The organism is Campylobacter sp. 2018MI10, from assembly GCF_018501175.1.
Classification (GTDB): Bacteria; Campylobacterota; Campylobacteria; order Campylobacterales; family Campylobacteraceae; genus Campylobacter_E.
Map to the genome: position 1 here is coordinate 1 of NZ_JAHCZD010000014.1, position 18623 is coordinate 18623.

Consider the following 18623-nt stretch of genomic DNA (forward strand, 5'->3'; position numbering starts at 1 on the left):
CTCTCTTTATTTTTTATCACATCATTTTGATTATTTATAAGTAAGTTTTTATCTGCAATATTTTGTTCAAGTTTATTTATAATATTTGTGCTTGTCAAAATAATATTATTTTTTTCCTCTATTTGTTGATGAAGAGCTATAATTTCTTGTTCTTTTGATTGTAAAACTTCTTCTTGCTTTGTTATTGCATTCTCTTGATTTACAATTATACTCTCTTTATTTTTTATCACATCATTTTGATTATTTATAAGTAAGTTTTTATCTGCAATATTTTGTTCAAGTTTATTTATAATATTTGTGCTTGTCAAAATAATATTATTTTTTTCCTCTATTTGTTTATACTGATAGTATTGTTCTAATCGCAGTTTATTTAAATATTTATTTTTATAGTGAATTTTTTTATAAAAATAATCATTATTGTCATTATGTTTTATAATATAATTATTAGACTCTATATCATAATCAAATATATAAAAATCTTTTTCATAAACTTTTTTTACAATATTGTATGTTTCAGCATCATAGTAATTTCTAAAGTCTTTATGTTCACTTTTATTGACCCATATTATATTTCTAGAAATATTTAGAATATTTAGTATTTTTTCAAAATCATTATTTAAATTTTCATAATATCCAACAAAATTAACTATTATTTCATCATGTTCATTGCATAAAAATTCACATTGTGGAATAAAGTGATAATATTTCAATATTTCTTGTTTTATATTTTCATTTTCTAAATCTTTTATAAATTCTTTAAAGTTATTGTATTTACTTAAATGTAATTTAGACCATTCTAAATCATTGCCTCCTGCTCCACCATTTTTTAAATAATGATATGCTGAACATATTCTATCATACGGATTTCTTACAAACCCAAATGAAAAGTATTGATAAAATTTTTCTTTGTTGTATTTTACATATTGTATCGCTTTTTTATGTCCTACAAGCCATTTATCTGTTTCAAATATAGCCCTTTCTATACTAGTACCTGCGACTTTTGGTACATGCACAAATATACATTTGTATTTGTCTTGAAAATCTTTAAACAATTCTATTTCCTTAAAATATTATCTTCTAAATATTTTACTATAATATTAACATTATAATCAATTTGATTAACACCAATTATAATTTCCGGTCTTTCTGGTTTTTCATAAGGACTTGTTATACCGGTAAAGTTTTGAAGTTCTCCGTTTCTTGCTTTTTTATATAACCCTTTTGGGTCTCTTTTTTCACAAATATCTAATGGGGTATCTATGAATATTTCTATAAATTCATTATCATCAACTAGACTTCTAGCAAAATCTCTATCTGATTTAAAAGGGGATATGAACGCACTTATAACTATAATTCCACTATCAACAAATAGCTTACACACTTCAGCTATTCGTCTTATGTTTTCAACTCTAGATTGTTCATCAAATCCTAAATCTTTATTCAAACCATGTCTTATATTATCTCCGTCAAGTAAATAAGTATGGTACCCTAATGTATGCAATTTTACCTCTAGAGCATTAGCTAATGTAGATTTTCCACTACCACTAAGCCCTGTTAACCATACTATGCAAGATTTTTGGTTTTTTAAAAATGCTCGTTTTTGTTTTGTTAAACTTTGGTTATGCCAAATTATATGATTATTATTCATTTATTATCCTAAAAATTAAAAAATATAGGAGTAGCTATTATTACTACACTAGAATATATTATAGAAATAATCCAACCTATTTTAAGAAAATCTTGTAGTTTATATCCGCAAATAGAGCTGACCATTAAGTGTGTTTGATAACTATGTGGAAATAAAAATGCAGCACTCGCACCATATGCAACTGCAAATATAAATGGAGTCGGATTGGCATCAAGAGCTATTGCAGAGCTATACGCTATAGGAAATGATAAAGCAGCCGCAGCATTATTTGTCATAATTTCTGTTAGTAGTAGTGTAAATAAATAAATACCTATAAAGCTTCCATATACTCCATAAGCCCCAAATATATGAGTTATTAATACACCTAAATCATCTGCTAATCCACTATTTACTAATACTTTTGTAATAGCTAATGATGAACCTATAATTATAAAAATATCAAAAGGAAATTGACGTTTAATTTCGTTTATAGTAATTATTTTAAAAAATACAAGTAAGCATAATAATATTAGCATTGCTTTTAATAATGATACCAACTCCAAAGCAGACAATGCAATTGAAAGTACAAAACCTAAAAATACTAAAATACTTTTTGCTTTACTTAATTTTTTATTTTGATTAATACTTGAAAGTATATGAAAATTTTTTGCTATATTATCTCTACTTTTGAAATCTTTTCCAACACTTAAAATAAGCCTATCGCCAACTTCTAATCTAGTATTTCCTATTTTTGATATATTTTGATTTCCTCGTTTGAAGGATATAATGCTTGCATTAAATTTTGTCCTAAAATTACTTTCTTTAACACTTTGACCAATAAGACTAGATTCTTGGCTAATAAGCACATCAACAAGCTCTAACTCATTTGATTGCACTGCTTCTTTACCTATATTAATACCTTTAAATTTATGTAACATATTAATATGTCTAATATCACCACTAAAAATTAAAATATCATTTTCTTGTATTATTTCATCTCTACTAACTGGATTTATTACATAGTCGTTTCTTTGAATTTCAAATAAAAATAAATATTCAAGTTTTCTTAAACCATTATCTGCAATGCTTTTCCCAATTAAGTCACTATTGCTTAACACCTTAGCGCTAATTAGATGTTTTTCTTCTTTAGTATTTTCCATTTCATATTTTGGTAATAGTTTGTTAAAAATTATAATTCCTATTAAGCAAAATATAGAAATTAAAAATCCAACATAGAAAAAATCAAAAATTTTTAAGCTTGGTAGATTATTTTGCATAACAAATGAGTTGACTACTAAATTTGTTGATGTACCTACCAAGGTCATAGTACCACCTAAAATTGAAAAGTATGATAATGGTATTAGTAGTTTAGAAGGAGGTTGGAATTTATTATTTTTAATAGCACCCATAAAACTGGCAACTACAGCTGTATTGTTTAAAAAAGCTGAAATCCCCATACTTATTATCCCAAGCTTTAATAGCGAAAATAGATAGTTTTTATTTATTATAAGCTTTGACATATAATCTATTATTATACTTTTTTCTATAGCTATTGATACTAATAAAAGAATAATTAGTACAATTAAAGAATTGCTAGTATAAGATACTAGCCAAGAATTTAAATCTAAGTATCCAATAATATAATAAAATATAGCAAGAATACCAAATAATATAGAAGGTTTTATCTTACTAAATATTAGTGATAATATCAGTACTAAAATACTGCAACCTACAATAATTTTCATATTTCTTTACACTCCCACTCAGGATATTGAGTTCTAATGTATTTGTTTAATTCTATTTCTGCTTTAGTATATTGTTTACAATTGTTTGTAGTATTTAGTATTTTTTCAATCATACCAGCTGCTATAGTTTGATTTGTATATTTATCGATTAATATAAAAGAACCTAAAAATTTATTTTCTCTATAAATTTTAAGCGCTAACTTTTCTTCTAGATTAATTTGGCATAGTGCTATATCGTTTAGCATAATTTGATCATTTTGTATATTTTGCAATGTATTTATATCTTTTTTATATAAAATTTCTTGCACTTGTATAGTTGTTATATTATTTGCAATTTTTATATAATATCTTTGATCTAGCTCTAGCTTTTTATCACTCATCCATATGATTGTCGCTTGAAAGTTGTTGGTTATTATTGTTTTATTATTTAGACTTGCGATTAGGTTGCCTCTAGAAATGTCTATTTCATCACCAGTAACAACTGTTACACTATCAAAACATCTTGCTTGTTTTTCTTCAAGCATAGTGTTAGCTTTAATTATTTTTTTTATAGTAGTTTTTTTATTAGAAGGTAGTATAACAACATTATCACCTTCATTAATGTTTCCGCTTATTATATTTCCACAAAATCCTCTAAAATTCAAGTTTGGTCTATTTACATATTGAACAGGAAATAAAAATTCATCATTATTTGTCTTATATATTTCTAAGTTATCTAATAATTTAAATAACGTATCGCCAGAGTACCATTGTATATTACTACTACTTGTAACAATATTATCTCCATTTAAAGCTGATATTGGTATGAAATTTATATTAATATCGTTGTTTAAATAAGGTATTATTAGTTGATAATCATTGTATATTTTTTTAAATATTTCTTGACTATAGTTTACTAAATCCATTTTGTTAACAGCTATTATAAATTGTTTTATACCCAATAAAGAAGCTATATAAGAATGCCTTTTGGTTTGTGGAAGTACACCTTTGCGTGCATCTATTAATATTATAGCAATATCTGCATTACTAGCTCCAGTAGCCATATTTTTTGTATATTGTTCATGTCCAGGAGTATCTGCAATTATAAATTTTCTTTTTATTGTGTTAAAATATCTATATGCAACATCAATTGTAATACCTTGTTCTCTTTCGCTTTCAAGTCCATCTACTAGTAGTGCAAAATCTATATTACCATTTTGTGTACCAATTTTTTTACTATCTTTAATTAAAGAATTTAGTTGATCTTCTAAAATCATTTGAGAATCATATAGCATCCTACCTATTAATGTTGATTTTCCATCATCAACACTACCGCAAGTAATAAACCTGCATAATTCTTTATCTTGAATTAAATTGTTTTCATTTGTCATTAAAAATACCCTTCTTGCTTTTTCTTTTCCATACTTGCTTTTTCATCAACATCTATCAATCTTCCTTGTCTTTCACTTGCATTTGATAACAATAGTTCTTGTATTATTTTTTCCACATTATCGGCTGTTGAATTAATAGCACCTGTTAGTGGATAGCATCCTAGCGTTCTAAATCTTACTATTTCTTCTTTTGCGTTTTTGACTAAATCAATGGGCATTCTATCATCATCAACTAGAATTTTAGTACCCATATATTGAGTAACTAGTCTAGGTTTAGCAAAATATAAACTAGGAATTTCTATATTTTCTAATAATATATAATTCCATATATCTAGCTCTGTCCAGTTGCTTAGAGGAAAAATTCTAAAAGATTCATTATTTTTATGCTTAGCATTATATATATTCCATAATTCTGGTCTTTGATTTTTTGGATCCCAACGATGGTTGTTATCTCTAAAAGAATATACTCTTTCTTTAGCACGAGATTTTTCTTCATCTCTTCTGGCTCCCCCAAATACTGCATCAAATTTATAAATATTTAGCATTTGTCTAAGAGCTTCTGTTTTAGCAATATCTGTATGCATTGATGAACCATGTATAAATGGGGATAAATTTAATTCATCTATTTTTGGATTTTGATATACTATCATCTGCATACCTAATTCTTTGGCTTTTTTATCTCTAAATTCTATCATTTCTTTAAATTTCCATTTTGTATCAACATGAACCAAAGGTATCGGTGGTATTGCTGGATAAAATGCCTTTTTTAACAAATGCAACATTACAGAACTATCTTTACCTACGCTATATAGCATAGCAGGGTTTTGAAATTCAGCTATTGCTTCCCTTATAATAAATATAGATTCAGCTTCCAACATTTTTAAATAGTTATTTTGCATAATTTATTACCTTTCTAAAGTTTAAATAAAAATATTTTTTTAATTTTTGTTATAATTTTATTTCCTAATACATATTGTTTTGGTAGTTTATTATTTGGTATTATATTTAAAGTTTTTAGGTTTAAGAAATATTTTTTTTGTCGTTTATAATTTCTATAGATACTAGTAAGATATTTTGGGATAAATATAAAACTAAGCTTATGGTTGTTTAGCCAATACAAATAAACCCCTAGCCTGTAAGATAAATGTAGTCTAATTTTTAACTCTATAGTTTTATTTATATTAAAGATATTTTTTAAATAGTTATTAATAAAAATTAATTTTTCAATATCTTCATTTTTGTATTTAAAAAATTTCATTAATAATATGGTTTGATTTATATAATAAGGTAACATAATTTTTGCCAACTCTTTATATTGTTTTCTTTGTTGAAAAAATTGCACTAGCTTATATGTCGTATCACAATACCCACTAAAATTATAATAATCTTTTGCCAAAGCTTTATCTTTAAATAAGAAATGATAATACTGCTTTATATGTTCGCTTATTTTTACTGCCTGATTATTAAAATTACATGAACTTCCATTTCTTACTCTATAATTGTAAAAAATTTTGTTGTAAATTTGAATATTATTAGATTCTAAAAAAAGAACAAGACCAAAATAGTGATCTTCCGCATAACCATTAGTAGGAAATTTAAGTTTTATTGCTTGCATTAGCTTAAAATCAATCATACCATCTACCATAAATGCAAACTGACATATTTTATTATCGATCATTAATTTAGCGAAATTCATAGAACTTATGGTTTGATTTTGGGTTATATTAAATCTTTTCATTCTATTCCAATTTGGTAATTCTCCGTGATAGTTTTTATCTGCAAACATTTTAAAATTAAACCATATTATTTCACAATTACCTATATTATCAATACATTCTTTAAAACAGTTATTTTCTATAGTATCATCACCATCAATAAACATAATATAATCTGTTTTTATATTTAAATATTCATTTGTAATATTATTTTCATTTGTATAAATATTTTTAATTGCAGACTTGTTTAATACTTTGAAGTATTTATCACTGATTTTTTTTACTTTTTTTGCTTCATATAACAAGTCAAGACCTAAATTCCTACTTTTGCTTTGACCTTCATTATTTTTATCAACCACTATAATTCTATTATCTTTATAGGCATAATGTTTGGCTATGTTTAGTGTATCATCCATACTGCCGTCGTTAATTAAAATTAAATTAAAATAAGGATAAGTTTGATTTAATATAGAGTCTATACACTCAGGTAAAAATTCTTGAATATTATATATTGGTATTATTACGCTGATTTGTTTTTTTGTATTATTAATAGTCTTATTATATGTCTTATTTACTTCGTTATATAATTTTTCCATGTGTGGTAGTACTTCAAATACTTTATCTTTTATAGATAATGGATCAATTTGGTAATTGTTTATTTCATTAGCCCATTTTATTAAAGGTTTGTAAAATATTTTAATAAATTTATGTTTAATATTTTCATCTATATTAAGTTTGTCTATTTCTTTATGTACCTCAATTGCTGTAATTGCCAATGAAGAATCTTTATAATATTGCTTTGCTGTTAATATGTTATTATTAAAGATATTATATAGATATGCTACTGATTTTGATAAATTGCTCACATCAATATTTTCATTATAGGCCATAATACTATTTGGTCTGATTCTGTAAATATATAATTTTTGATTTAAAATATATATATTATTTGATTGAACATATAGCATTTTTCCGTAGTAATGGTCTTCATGTATTATATTGTTTATAAACTCCAATTTGATATTTTTTATATATTCTAATGATACCATTCCATGTCTTCCAAACCAAAACATATTTTTATTATTGTCTTGTAATAGATCTAGCCATTCATTAGCAGTAATTTTATAACTCTTATTTATATTATACAATTCATGATGTGTTTTTTTATTTTGTGTTTCTATTCCATCATATAAAAATTCAAAATCAAACCACACAATATCATTATTATTAGCAACTTTTACACATTCTTCTATAGTATTTAATTTTATATAATCATCAGAGTCTAGAAATATTAAATAATCTACATTTTCATACTTTAACTTATTATTTTTATAAAAAATTTGTTTTATATTATGTTCATCTTGATTTTTAGTTTCATATATATATAACTTATCATCATATATATAATTTTTTAAATAATATTTTTGTAACAACCAATTAACACCAACATTTCTAGCATTTCCTAATCCACCATTTTCTTTATTTATTAGTACTATTCTATCATCAAGTTTTACAAATTCTTTGGCTATATTTAATGAGTTATTATCAGTGCTTCCATCATTAACTAATATAATGCTTAAATTTTTATGTGTTTGATTTATAACTGAGTTTATACATTCTTTTAAGTATTTTTCTACATTATATATTGGGATAATTACACCGACTTTAATATCATTATTATCCATTGTCATCCTTTAAAAATTTATAGTATATTTTTAAAATAAAATCTTGATTTAGCATTGATATATCTATTCTATTTAGTAATGTATTATTTATATCTATACTATTAATAAAATCATCTAGTCTAATAAGATTTCCATATTGATTTTTTCTTTGATTTTTTATATAAGGAAAATGATAATTATTCAATTCTGTTCTTATTATATTGTGATGCTTATTCAACCTAAGAATTTCAATAAGTTTATTGCCTACAAAGTCTTCAAAAATTAAATTATCATTTTTTATTAACCAATGATCAACAACATCTCTAAAAATAATATTGGTATTATATGTCTCTACAAATACAATGTCATCTTTGATTACAAAATTAATTCTTGGTATAGATACAACATCGTTATCATGTTTTATCAAATAAAACATGTTAAATAGTTTTTTACCATCATATATATGATCACAATCAATTTTTATCATCCATTCCCCTTTTGGTATATAACTTTTAACCCAATTATAATAAGTAGATAATTTATTATTATGTTTAGGGGGGGGGTTCATACTGGTTGATATTTGATAAGGATATTTATACGCTTGAAAAGTTGGAAATTTTTTACAGAAATTTATTATAATTTCTTCACTTCCATCTGTGCAGTCATTATATCCTATTACACCTCTTTGTATAGCAGGTAAAATTGAATACAAACTTTCTTCCAATGTATTTTTTTCATTGCATACCCTAATAAAAGCCCAAGGGTTTAATGGAGATTTGGTATTTTTACTTCTTTGGTCTAGCTCGAAATAACCTTTATGTGTATTACTACTTTTATGATGATAATAATATATATCATTTGAATTCATAAGTTTTGTCCTTGTTTTTTAATTATTTTCATACCCTGAATATAGTCTTTATATTTAGTAGATAGTTTTAAATTATCTTGACTTATTTCTTTTATTAATTTTATAGTTATTTTTTGTTCTTTATAAAATATAAAGCAGAATATAAATTTAAGTATAGCTATTATATTTAATTTATTATTTTTTAAATCTTTCATATACTTACCTAGTTTATAAGCTTTTGTGCTATCTATAATTAAATCTATATCATTCATTAAATTATTTTGTTTATAGTTTTTTAACCATTTTATATCTTTTTTTAAATCTAAAATAACTTTATTTTTTGAAGAAATAATATCAAATATACATTCTTTTATGTTTGTATCTAAGGTTTTGTTTTCAGTACTTGTTATGTTTTTATATATAAATTTCTGATTATTATTAAAATAGATGTTTTCTAAATATTCATTATCTTTTTTATAATATTCTCTTACATTGTTTATTATTTGGTTGCTAAGTTTATAACTATGATTTTTATTTGTAAAATACTTATTAATAAATTTTAGTATATCACCTCTTAAGTGGTTTTGTTTAAAATTGGTAAATAATGGAATTTGTTTATTGATATATAATAGTAGGTCAACTCCGTATATATCAAGTGATTTATTGCTATTTTTATTTTTAATAAAAGCATTGTTGTTTTTTATATTTATTTTATCTAGAAAATCTGTTATTAAATCATTATCTTTAAAATATTTTTTATCAAAAATTGTTGCTGCTATATTCTCTTGTCCGAATACATCTTGCCAATTTTGAATAGTATTCTTATGGTCACAAATAAATTGAAAGTGTGTAATATTTTTTTTATATCCTTCTTCATATTCTAGTTTATAATTATCTTTTAGAGTAAAGTCAAAATCTTCATTTATCTCACTCCATTTTATAGCTTCTGAAAATAAAGAATTTATTAAATCTCCTTGCTCTCTAAGATAAACAATAATTTTAAATTTATTAATACCTAGTTGAATTAAAATTTTTTTTAACTTTTGAATTTCTTCCTTAGTATTTAACCTAGAGTGTATTAATTCTGACGTAAAAAGTATATTTGTTTTGCCCTCCAACTCTAGTTTTAAATTATTAAATAGCGTAGTTTTATATTTGTTAAATTCCTCTTTATCTAATAGATTATTGGTTATTTTAAAAGAATCTATTTTATTATCATCATATGCCAATACCGCTAAAGGCCAGTGATTATATCCTAATGAATGTGGAATATATACCTGTTCTTGCAGTATTTTATGATTGTTATTGATAAAATCTTGTATTGTTGTAGAGCCAGTTTTTTCAGTACCTATATGCAAATATGCTTTCATTAGTTTGCCCTTTTTTGTATACATTAATATATTGAAATACTCTTATTTTCAATACAATTTATGTTATATATCAAATAAGCATATTATTCGGTATTAAAACATATTATTATTAATAATATAGAAAATATTCTAAATTATTTGATTATAAATTTGAACAAATTAAATTATTATTGATAGCTATATACTCACTTAATTCTAGCATTTTTTGTATTGAAAATAAGAGTTTTTCAAAATTGGAGTTTTTGTGAATATTGTTATTATTGGAACTGGTTATGTTGGATTGCCTAGTGGTGTTGGTTTTGCACAATTAGGTCATAATGTAACTTGTGTAGATATTGATGTGGATAAGATAAATATTTTAAGACAAGGTAATATACCTATATTTGAAAATGATTTGGAAATAGCTTTTAGGGAAGTTGTTAATAGTAGGTTATTTTTTACAACCTCTTATTCTTGTATTAATAATGCAGATATAGTAATTTTGGCTGTTGGAACGCCTCAATTGAATAATAGTGGCAGTGTTGATTTGAGATATATCGATGATGCAATTATAGAAATAGCTAAAAATTTATGTAAAGATAAAAATTTAGTTTTAGCTATTAAATCTACTGTTCCAGTAGGTACTAGTGATCAAATAGAGCACAAATTTAATACTTTTAATTTAAATGTAAATATAGTATCTTTACCTGAATTTTTGAGAGAAGGGTATGCTTTAGTAGATTTTTATAATCCAGATAGGGTTATAATAGGAAGTAATTCTGATAAGGCAAGTAAAGTATTAAAAGAATTATATTCTCATATTGATAGCAGTAAAATTTTAATAACTTCTAGAAAGTCAGCTGAACTTATAAAATATGCATCAAATTCTTTTTTAGCAATGAAAATACATTTTATAAATGAAATGGCTGATTTTTGTGAAAAAAGTGGTGCAAATATAAATGAAGTTGCATTGGGTATTGGGTTTGATAGTCGTATAGGTGATAAGTTTTTAAATCCAGGACCAGGATATGGTGGAAGTTGTTTTCCTAAAGATACTTTAGCAATGCTTGGAATGGCTAAGGAGCTTGGGGTAGGAGTATCTTTAATAGAAACTATCATTAAGGGTAATAATGATAGATTTAAAAAAATTGCAAATAACATTAAGGATATGTTAAAAGATATTGATAATCCAAAAATAGGTATTTTAGGACTTGCTTTTAAAAATGGCACTGATGATTGTAGACAAAGTCCAGCGATTGAAATTATAAAAGAATTTATTAAAAATTATCAAAATATAAATGTTTATGATCCGAGGGCTATAAATAATGCTAAAGGTATTTTAAATGATAACGTTAATTATACAAATTCAATTTATGAATGTGCCAATGAATGTGATTTATTAGTAATTTTGACAGAATGGGATGAATTTAAGGATATTGATTTTTTAAAGCTTAAAGATTATATAAAGGTTAAAAAAATCTATGATACTAGAAATATAATAAATTTCAATGAAGCTAAAAAATATGGTTTTGATGTGATAAATATTGGGGTTAAGAATTGAGCCAAACAGTTATCGTAGTTAAAAACGCTGAAGGTGATCCTGATACAAAAGCTACTATTTTAATTAAAAATAAGATTGACTATACTCCAAAAGTATCGGTAATAATCCCGGTATATAACACTGAAAAATATTTAGGAGAGTGTTTAGATAGTGTAATAAACCAAAGCCTAAAAGAAATAGAAATAATATGTGTAGATGATGGCTCAACTGATAATTCACTAGAAATTTTAAAAGAATATGCAGCTAAAGATAATCGTATTACAGTACTTACTCAAGAAAATCTATATGCTGGAGTTGCAAGAAATGCTGGTATGATGGTAGCTAGTGGAGAGTATTATCATTTTTTAGATAGTGACGATTGGGTTAAATGCAATATTTATGAACAATTATTGACTAATATTTTTGAGACTGATATTGTTATTTTTGCTAATGATATTTACGATGATATTACTAAAAAAATAATAGGTAGAACTTACTTGCCTAATTATAGTGTTGATAAAAAAATTAAAAATATTTTTAATATCACAAATCCAAATGCTTGGACTAAGATATTCAATTCGCAATTGATAAATAAATATAAAATTTATTTTCAAGCTTTACAAGTTGTTAATGATTTGGCTTTTACATATATTTGCATCGCCTTGACTAATAAAATTAAATTATTAAATAATTCTTATGTTATATATAGAACAAATCAGTGTTCAAATTTGACTGCTAATAGAGGAGATAAAATTGAATGTTTTGCAAGAGCTATACAATTTTTATATGATAGTCTATGTAAACATAATATTTACAATAAGTACAATCAAAGTTTTTTGGATAGAGTTAATTCATCATTTATATATGAATTAAGTTATTGTAATGATAGTTATGAGGTTATAAAAGCAAAATTAAAATTTATTGTAAATGATAAAATATATAATTTTTTATCTAGTTTACTGAGACCAAAAATTTCTATTATTATATGTGTTTATAATGGTGAAGATTATATTGAACAATGTTTAAAAAGTGTTATTGGGCAAACAATAAGGGATATAGAGATTATATGTGTTAACGATGGTTCTTGCGATTCAACTTTATCTATATTGGAGAAATATTCTTGTATAGATAATAGAATAACTATTATAAATCAAACAAACCAAGGTCTATCTATATCTAGAAATAACGCTTTTCTTGTAGCTAAAGGATTTTATATTCAATATATTGATGCTGATGATTACATTGATAGTTTTGCTTGTGAAAAAATTTTTACTAAAGCTTTTCGTAATAAATTAGATATGTTGATGATAGGTGGTATGAATTTTGATAATAATAACAATATCTCTTGCAATGATTATTATAGTTTTAGATATATACCAAATGATTTTAAAGATATTTTTAACTACAAAGATTGTCGAGAATTTATTACAAAAATAGCTGTATCTTCTTGTCTTACTATATACAATAGAGATTTTTTAGTAAAAAATAAAATATTATGGGTAAATAAAAAAATATGTTTTGAAGATAATTTATTTTTTATAGAATCTTTGTTTAAAGCAAAAAAAATAAGTATTTTAAGAGATAAGATATATTTTAGAAGAGTTCATGATGATTCTATCACTCAAAATTTAGAAAAAAAATTTTTAGATAAAATTATAATAGTTGAATTATTATCCCAAATGTTGCCTAGAATAACAAGTGATGAATTTATAAATATTTATATGTTATTTTATGTTAACATTTTATATGCCAATTATAAGAGTTTTAATGCTCAGTATAAAAAACATTATAAAGAGTATTTAATTAGAGTAATTACAAAAATTATAAATACCTATAAACTACAAGTATCTAGAGAATTGGAGTTGTTTATTAAAGATAATTTTGGTATATATTATCAAGAAATAAATTCTGCAAGATTTGATATTAAAAATTTTGGTTTTCACAATCAAATTGAATTAATAGAGGAAGTGGATTTAATACTACCGATATCAACAAATAAAAGCAATGGTTATAATATAATAGGTAATTGTAATAAAATAATATTTAAGAATAAAGGTATTGGTTATTTAATAATTGAGCTTTTTAATATTGATAATATTGAGGTTATATACAATAAAGTATATTTAAATGGAAAAAATATATTAAAAAATCCAATCAAAGTTAATGCAAATAGTTCTGTAAAAATTAAACAATTTCTTTTAAAGGAAGAAATTTTATTTTTAAATTTAGATTATTATAGTGGTAATGGAAAATTTAATATAAAAATTAGAAACTATAGAACAGCAACTAATAGAATTGAATTATTGGAACATAGTTTTAAATCTACCAATCCAATTTGGTTCACTAATCAAGATGGTATTGGTAGTGTTGTTATAGATAATAATTTAAAAACTAATTTTAAAATTAAAATAGTCGGGGATGGTATTTTAATGTTAAAATTCTTGGGTATTGACAAAAGACTTAATGATATTAGGGTTCCAGTGTATGTATTATATAATTCAATTAAAATCAATGGTACTGAACTTTTACAAAATCCACTATTATCTTGGCATGATGATGCATACATATATAAAATTAGTGTAAAAGATAAACAAATAATTAGTGTTGATATTGATAGAGGACATTACTTATATGATATTAAAGATATTTGCAAAATTGTTCCTAATATTACACATGCTGATTTTTATGATTTCAATTTAGTTATAGAAGAATTAAAATTTAATATTAAAAAGAATTATTCTTATTATTGGTTTTTAATTATTAAACTAATTAAGTTTATTTTTAGGAGTAAAAAATGAATCTAAAAAAGATAGCAAAATTATATATACCTTCAGTTTTATGCTTTAATAGTTATTTGGTAGATAAAAGAGTACCAACAAGACCTTTAGAGAATAGACAAGATAATTTTAAAGATTTATATGATTATGGTGTTATCTTTTGCGATATATTTTATGATGAATTTGAGCATAAAATACACGCTATAGGTGCTCCATTTACACAAAAGAAAGATTTGTTATATAAAAATATAACTTTAAAACATAATATTAATTCAAAAAATATAAGTATAATGAAAATAAATTTTAATTTTTCTTCAGTAAATATATCAACAAAATATTTAGATAGAGCTAGTCATTATGAATTATTATATACTTCTTTTTTTAAACCTAGAGTACTGGAATTTTGTAACTATGGTAGTTTTGTTTATAATAAAATTAATGATATATATAAATGGGGGGGGGTAGTCAATTATTTAAAAGATAAAAGAGTTATAATTACAATGAGTAAAGACAATAGGCTTACATGGATAAAAGATTTTTGTAATTTTTATAAAATTATACATAAAGCTGATGCTATTGTTATATATGATAATTGTAGTGATGATTATTCTTCTCAAGAATTATTAGAATATTTAGAACAAAATATTGATATGTCGGTTGTGGTTGTTAGATGGCCTGTACCATATGGTCCTGGAAGCTTTAATAAATCTCCTTGGGATTCTGATTATTCTCAATATTGTATGTTTGAGCATGCAAAATATAGTTTTTTAAAATACGCAAAATCAATTTTAAATGTAGATATAGATGAGTTAGTTATTTCTTATAATAATAGATCTATATTTGAAGAAGCTGAATTGTCTAAAGAGCCTATATATTTTGATGGACAATGGGTAGAAAATACCGCTATAAATTGTAATTACTCTTATAAAGATTTGTTATATATAAATATTAATTCTCCTAGAACTGCTACAAAATGGTGTATTTGCCCTAGTAATATAAAAAATATAGATTTGAATGATATTCAATATAGAGTACATGATCATTTAAATTTAAAAACTAAAAAATCTCTTAAAAATAAGTTAAACAATAATTATGAAATTAGACATTTTAAAGGGATTACAAATGGTTGGAAATATTCTTCTAGGTTGTTAAAAAGTAATGAAGAAAATTTAAAAAAATGCAATGTATTGCACAACCTTTATACTAAATTAATGTGGATTTGAGACTCTATGGATAGTTTGTAAAATTTTAATTAGTTTTATACAATCACAAAATTTATTAGATAAAGGATTTAAATATCTAGGATATAAAATAATAACTCCAGCTATTAGTTCGTTGATGCTTAGGTTTCTACTACGGCGAGATAAGATTTCTGGAGTTATGTTTTTATCAATGGTTAGACCCCAGCCGGCATAAAATGGAGCCCCATAAGTTACTACTACTTTATCTCGGATAAGTGCATCATATCCTGCTGTTGATGTGATAGTATGAACCTCATCACAAGCTTTTATACAACTATCTATACTAATATCAGTTATAATTTCATCGCAATATTTTAAGATAATTTTCTCATCCTTAAGTCCTTTACGATTACCAGCTACTACATCAGGATGAACTTTATATATTATATAAGCCTCCGGATTTTCAGCTCTAACTTGCTTTATAAGTTTTAAAGTATCATATCCTAAACCACCACATTTGATAGATGCATCATCTTCAACTTGTGCTGGAATTAGTATTGTTTTTTGTTTTCTTTTTGGCAATTCTTGATGTTTTAAGCAATTGTATTTAGAAAATGAATTATCTAAAATTAGTTTTCTAATCTCTTTTGCTTCTTCTATTAACTCATCGCTAAACTTGGTATTTTTTAGGATATATTCTAATCTACTTGGAAGTTGAGGATCAAAATAAATTCCCATATCATCAACTACTAATGAGTATGCTTTAGTAAGGTTTGAGCCAAGTCCAATTGAGCGTATAAAACCATCTTCTACTATGCTAACATTCTTAAAATACTTTTCGAGTTCATTTTTATCATACTTTTTACCCCATATGAATGCTTTATCGTTTTCTGTAACCTTATACCGCTTTAAAGTACTTAAAGAGTTCATGAAAATTATTTTATTATCAAATGATTTAAAAAAATGCTTTGTATGAGCTCTTTTCCATAAGGAAAACCCAAAGAAAAATAATCTCCCTGAATTAGCCTTATAAATTTCTCTAAATTGCACTATGGTTTTCATAGTATCAAAAATATCTGAAATATCTTCAGAGTAGGGATTATAATATTTCGTATATAAAAAATACATAGCATAAAATATTTCTTCAATATTTCTTATTTTTATTCTACGCTCACATTTTTGTTTATCTTTTGTAATTCCCCATCCTGCATAAAAAGGCATTCCATAGCACACACATTCACACCCGCAAAGTAAAGCTTCAAACCCCATTGTTGAAGTTTTTGTATAAACCTTTTTAAAGTTTTGAAGTAAGATTATTGGATTATAACTATCGCTTATAATCTCACATTCTTGTGGAATTTCATTTATGTTTATATCGCTTTGTTTTTTGCCATTTAGTGTATCTGGATGAATTTTTACATAAATTTTAGAATTAGGGTTTTCCTTGATTGCGTCTTTAATCATATCAAGTGAATTAATATTATTAGCTAAACCATATTTAAGTGATAGATCATTTGCACTCTGCAAAATCACTAAAACATTATCTTTATTTCCTAATTCAAATTCTTTGTAAGCATTATTGTATTTGCTTATATTGTTATCTACCAGATATTTGATAGCTTTTTTTGCTTGTTCTAATTCATCTTCGCTAAACTCGTAAGTATTTAAAATATTTTCTAATCTACTAGCAGCGGTTGCATCGTAATAAATCCCAATATCATCAAATACTAGTGAAAAGCTATTTTTATCATTAATGCCAAGCCCTAAAGAGCGAATAAGCCCATCTTCAAGTAAGCAAAATTTAGCATTATTTTTTTTAGCTAATTTCTTAGCTATTTTGCCACTTTCCTTTCTTCCCCAGCCATAATAAACACCATTGCAACTTGCATCACGCCAAGAAAGATTTAAAAAGTTTTTAACATTTTTACGAAGTTTGTATTGTTTAAAATATCTAATCAGCATTCTTTACCTAAAATAAAAAGAACTTAGAGTAGTTAAGACCCAATCTATCGTTGGAACATCTCTAAGTTAAAATTATTCTAATATAATTATGTAAACATAAAAGGCAGCTAAATGTATAAGATAGAAGAAGAATTTTATAAAAAAATTGAAGATTTATTTGCAAATTATCAATTCCTTTTAGTAGATGATTTTAAAGACAGAATGATAAAAGCTATAAAAACATTGCACTTTGAATATTTGCTAGGCTCTTGCAAAGAAGCTAAAAAATTATTAGAAAAATATAATAAGGAATATAATTTATTTGAACTTATAATGGTTATTTATAATAAACGCAGGAGAAATCATCAGACCAAATCACTATTATTGCACTGTTTTGAAAACACTTTAAGAAGCACTGTAGCAATAAATTATGCAAACCATTATAATAAAAACGAAGATAATTGGTTTTGTAACATAATTGATATTAATATGGCAAAGAGAATAAATAGGCAATGTAAAGAACTAGATTTAAACAATACAAACACATTTGAGATTTTTGATTGTTTTAGGATGATGGATTTACAAGAGATAATAAATGAAAATTGGAATTTATATTCAATAATTTTTGCTGAATATAAAGAATATAAAAATCAAGAATTGCCACCATATGATAAAAACCATTTATATACAAAAATAGGTCAAATTAGAAAGGTAAGAAACGAAATCTTTCACAATAAACCTACAAAAATTAGGTTTCAAAAAGATTTAGAAATATTAATGCTTAGAATGGAATTTAACCTAAAAGATGCTATAAATATTGGCAATATAGCAGATGGCATTAGTCTACAATATAAATATACCCCTTAA

At 24.3% G+C, this 18623-nt stretch carries 12 protein-coding genes and 1 pseudogene; 4 read left to right on the forward strand and 9 right to left on the reverse strand.

Going from position 1 to position 18623, the window contains the following annotated elements; all coding sequences use genetic code 11:
• From KJR01_RS07010 to KJR01_RS07045, 8 genes are all read right to left on the reverse strand, one after another.
• Nucleotides 1–1052 (reverse strand): sulfotransferase family 2 domain-containing protein (locus KJR01_RS07010; RefSeq protein WP_214117961.1); only part of this gene is annotated, 1052 nt, incomplete at its 3' end.
• A gap of 2 nt (nucleotides 1053–1054) precedes the next feature.
• On the reverse strand, nucleotides 1055–1648 hold the full coding sequence (cysC, locus tag KJR01_RS07015) for an adenylyl-sulfate kinase (protein WP_214117962.1): 594 nt from the start codon (nucleotides 1646–1648) through the stop codon (nucleotides 1055–1057).
• Between the two features lie 8 nt (nucleotides 1649–1656).
• Nucleotides 1657–3372, reverse strand: a complete 1716-nt coding sequence (locus KJR01_RS07020) for an SLC13 family permease (protein ID WP_214117963.1) — start codon at nucleotides 3370–3372, stop codon at nucleotides 1657–1659.
• Nucleotides 3369–4742, reverse strand: coding sequence for a sulfate adenylyltransferase subunit CysN (gene cysN, locus KJR01_RS07025; protein ID WP_214117964.1), 1374 nt, complete (start codon nucleotides 4740–4742; stop codon nucleotides 3369–3371). The genes KJR01_RS07020 and cysN overlap by 4 nt, the downstream gene beginning before the upstream one ends.
• Entirely contained in the window at nucleotides 4742–5641 is a 900-nt protein-coding gene (cysD, locus tag KJR01_RS07030; protein WP_214117965.1) for a sulfate adenylyltransferase subunit CysD, read from the reverse strand. The genes cysN and cysD overlap by 1 nt, the downstream gene beginning before the upstream one ends.
• Before the next feature lie 14 nt (nucleotides 5642–5655).
• Nucleotides 5656–8142, reverse strand: a complete 2487-nt coding sequence (locus KJR01_RS07035) for a glycosyltransferase (RefSeq protein WP_214117966.1) — start codon at nucleotides 8140–8142, stop codon at nucleotides 5656–5658.
• Nucleotides 8135–8989 carry a beta-1,4-N-acetylgalactosamyltransferase gene (locus KJR01_RS07040; protein WP_214117967.1) on the reverse strand — a complete coding sequence of 285 codons (855 nt, stop codon included), beginning with the start codon at nucleotides 8987–8989 and terminating at the stop codon, nucleotides 8135–8137. The genes KJR01_RS07035 and KJR01_RS07040 overlap by 8 nt, the downstream gene beginning before the upstream one ends.
• A complete protein-coding gene (locus KJR01_RS07045) occupies nucleotides 8986–10338 on the reverse strand; it encodes a hypothetical protein (protein WP_214117968.1) in 1353 nt (450 codons plus the stop codon). Before KJR01_RS07045 ends, KJR01_RS07040 begins: the two co-directional genes overlap by 4 nt.
• 244 nt (nucleotides 10339–10582) lie before the next feature.
• Between KJR01_RS07045 and KJR01_RS07050 the strand changes: the two genes are divergently transcribed.
• The 3 genes from KJR01_RS07050 to KJR01_RS07060 are packed head-to-tail and all read left to right on the forward strand — an operon-like array spanning nucleotide 10583 to nucleotide 15857.
• The gene (locus KJR01_RS07050; protein WP_214117969.1) at nucleotides 10583–11878 is read left to right on the forward strand and encodes a UDP-glucose dehydrogenase family protein; all 1296 of its coding nucleotides are present in this window, start codon (nucleotides 10583–10585) and stop codon (nucleotides 11876–11878) included.
• Complete coding sequence (locus tag KJR01_RS07055) at nucleotides 11875–14655, forward strand: glycosyltransferase family 2 protein (RefSeq protein WP_214117970.1); 2781 nt, start codon at nucleotides 11875–11877, stop codon at nucleotides 14653–14655. The genes KJR01_RS07050 and KJR01_RS07055 overlap by 4 nt, the downstream gene beginning before the upstream one ends.
• Nucleotides 14652–15857, forward strand: a complete 1206-nt coding sequence (locus KJR01_RS07060; RefSeq protein WP_214117971.1) for a hypothetical protein — start codon at nucleotides 14652–14654, stop codon at nucleotides 15855–15857. Before KJR01_RS07055 ends, KJR01_RS07060 begins: the two co-directional genes overlap by 4 nt.
• 42 nt (nucleotides 15858–15899) lie before the next feature.
• On the opposite strand, the pseudogene KJR01_RS07065 reads toward KJR01_RS07060, so the two are convergent.
• Nucleotides 15900–17777, reverse strand: a pseudogene (locus KJR01_RS07065) (capsule polysaccharide biogenesis protein); the annotation flags it as partial.
• A 111-nt stretch (nucleotides 17778–17888) separates the two neighbouring features.
• On the opposite strand from KJR01_RS07065, the gene KJR01_RS07070 reads away from it, so the two are divergent.
• Nucleotides 17889–18623: a hypothetical protein gene (locus tag KJR01_RS07070; RefSeq protein ID WP_214117975.1), complete on the forward strand. Its 735-nt coding sequence runs from the start codon at nucleotides 17889–17891 to the stop codon at nucleotides 18621–18623.

Excerpts from the sequence above, each read along its gene's own strand:
- cysC (WP_214117962.1), bottom strand. The coding sequence starts at position 1,648 with ATGAATAATAATCATATAATTTGGCATAACCAAAGTTTAACAAAACAA.
- KJR01_RS07020 (WP_214117963.1), bottom strand. The coding sequence starts at position 3,372 with ATGAAAATTATTGTAGGTTGCAGTATTTTAGTACTGATATTATCACTA.
- cysN (WP_214117964.1), bottom strand. The coding sequence starts at position 4,742 with ATGACAAATGAAAACAATTTAATTCAAGATAAAGAATTATGCAGGTTT.
- cysD (WP_214117965.1), bottom strand. The coding sequence starts at position 5,641 with ATGCAAAATAACTATTTAAAAATGTTGGAAGCTGAATCTATATTTATT.
- KJR01_RS07035 (WP_214117966.1), bottom strand. The coding sequence starts at position 8,142 with ATGGATAATAATGATATTAAAGTCGGTGTAATTATCCCAATATATAAT.
- KJR01_RS07040 (WP_214117967.1), bottom strand. The coding sequence starts at position 8,989 with ATGAATTCAAATGATATATATTATTATCATCATAAAAGTAGTAATACA.
- KJR01_RS07045 (WP_214117968.1), bottom strand. The coding sequence starts at position 10,338 with ATGAAAGCATATTTGCATATAGGTACTGAAAAAACTGGCTCTACAACA.
- KJR01_RS07060 (WP_214117971.1), top strand. The coding sequence starts at position 14,652 with ATGAATCTAAAAAAGATAGCAAAATTATATATACCTTCAGTTTTATGC.
- KJR01_RS07070 (WP_214117975.1), top strand. The coding sequence starts at position 17,889 with ATGTATAAGATAGAAGAAGAATTTTATAAAAAAATTGAAGATTTATTT.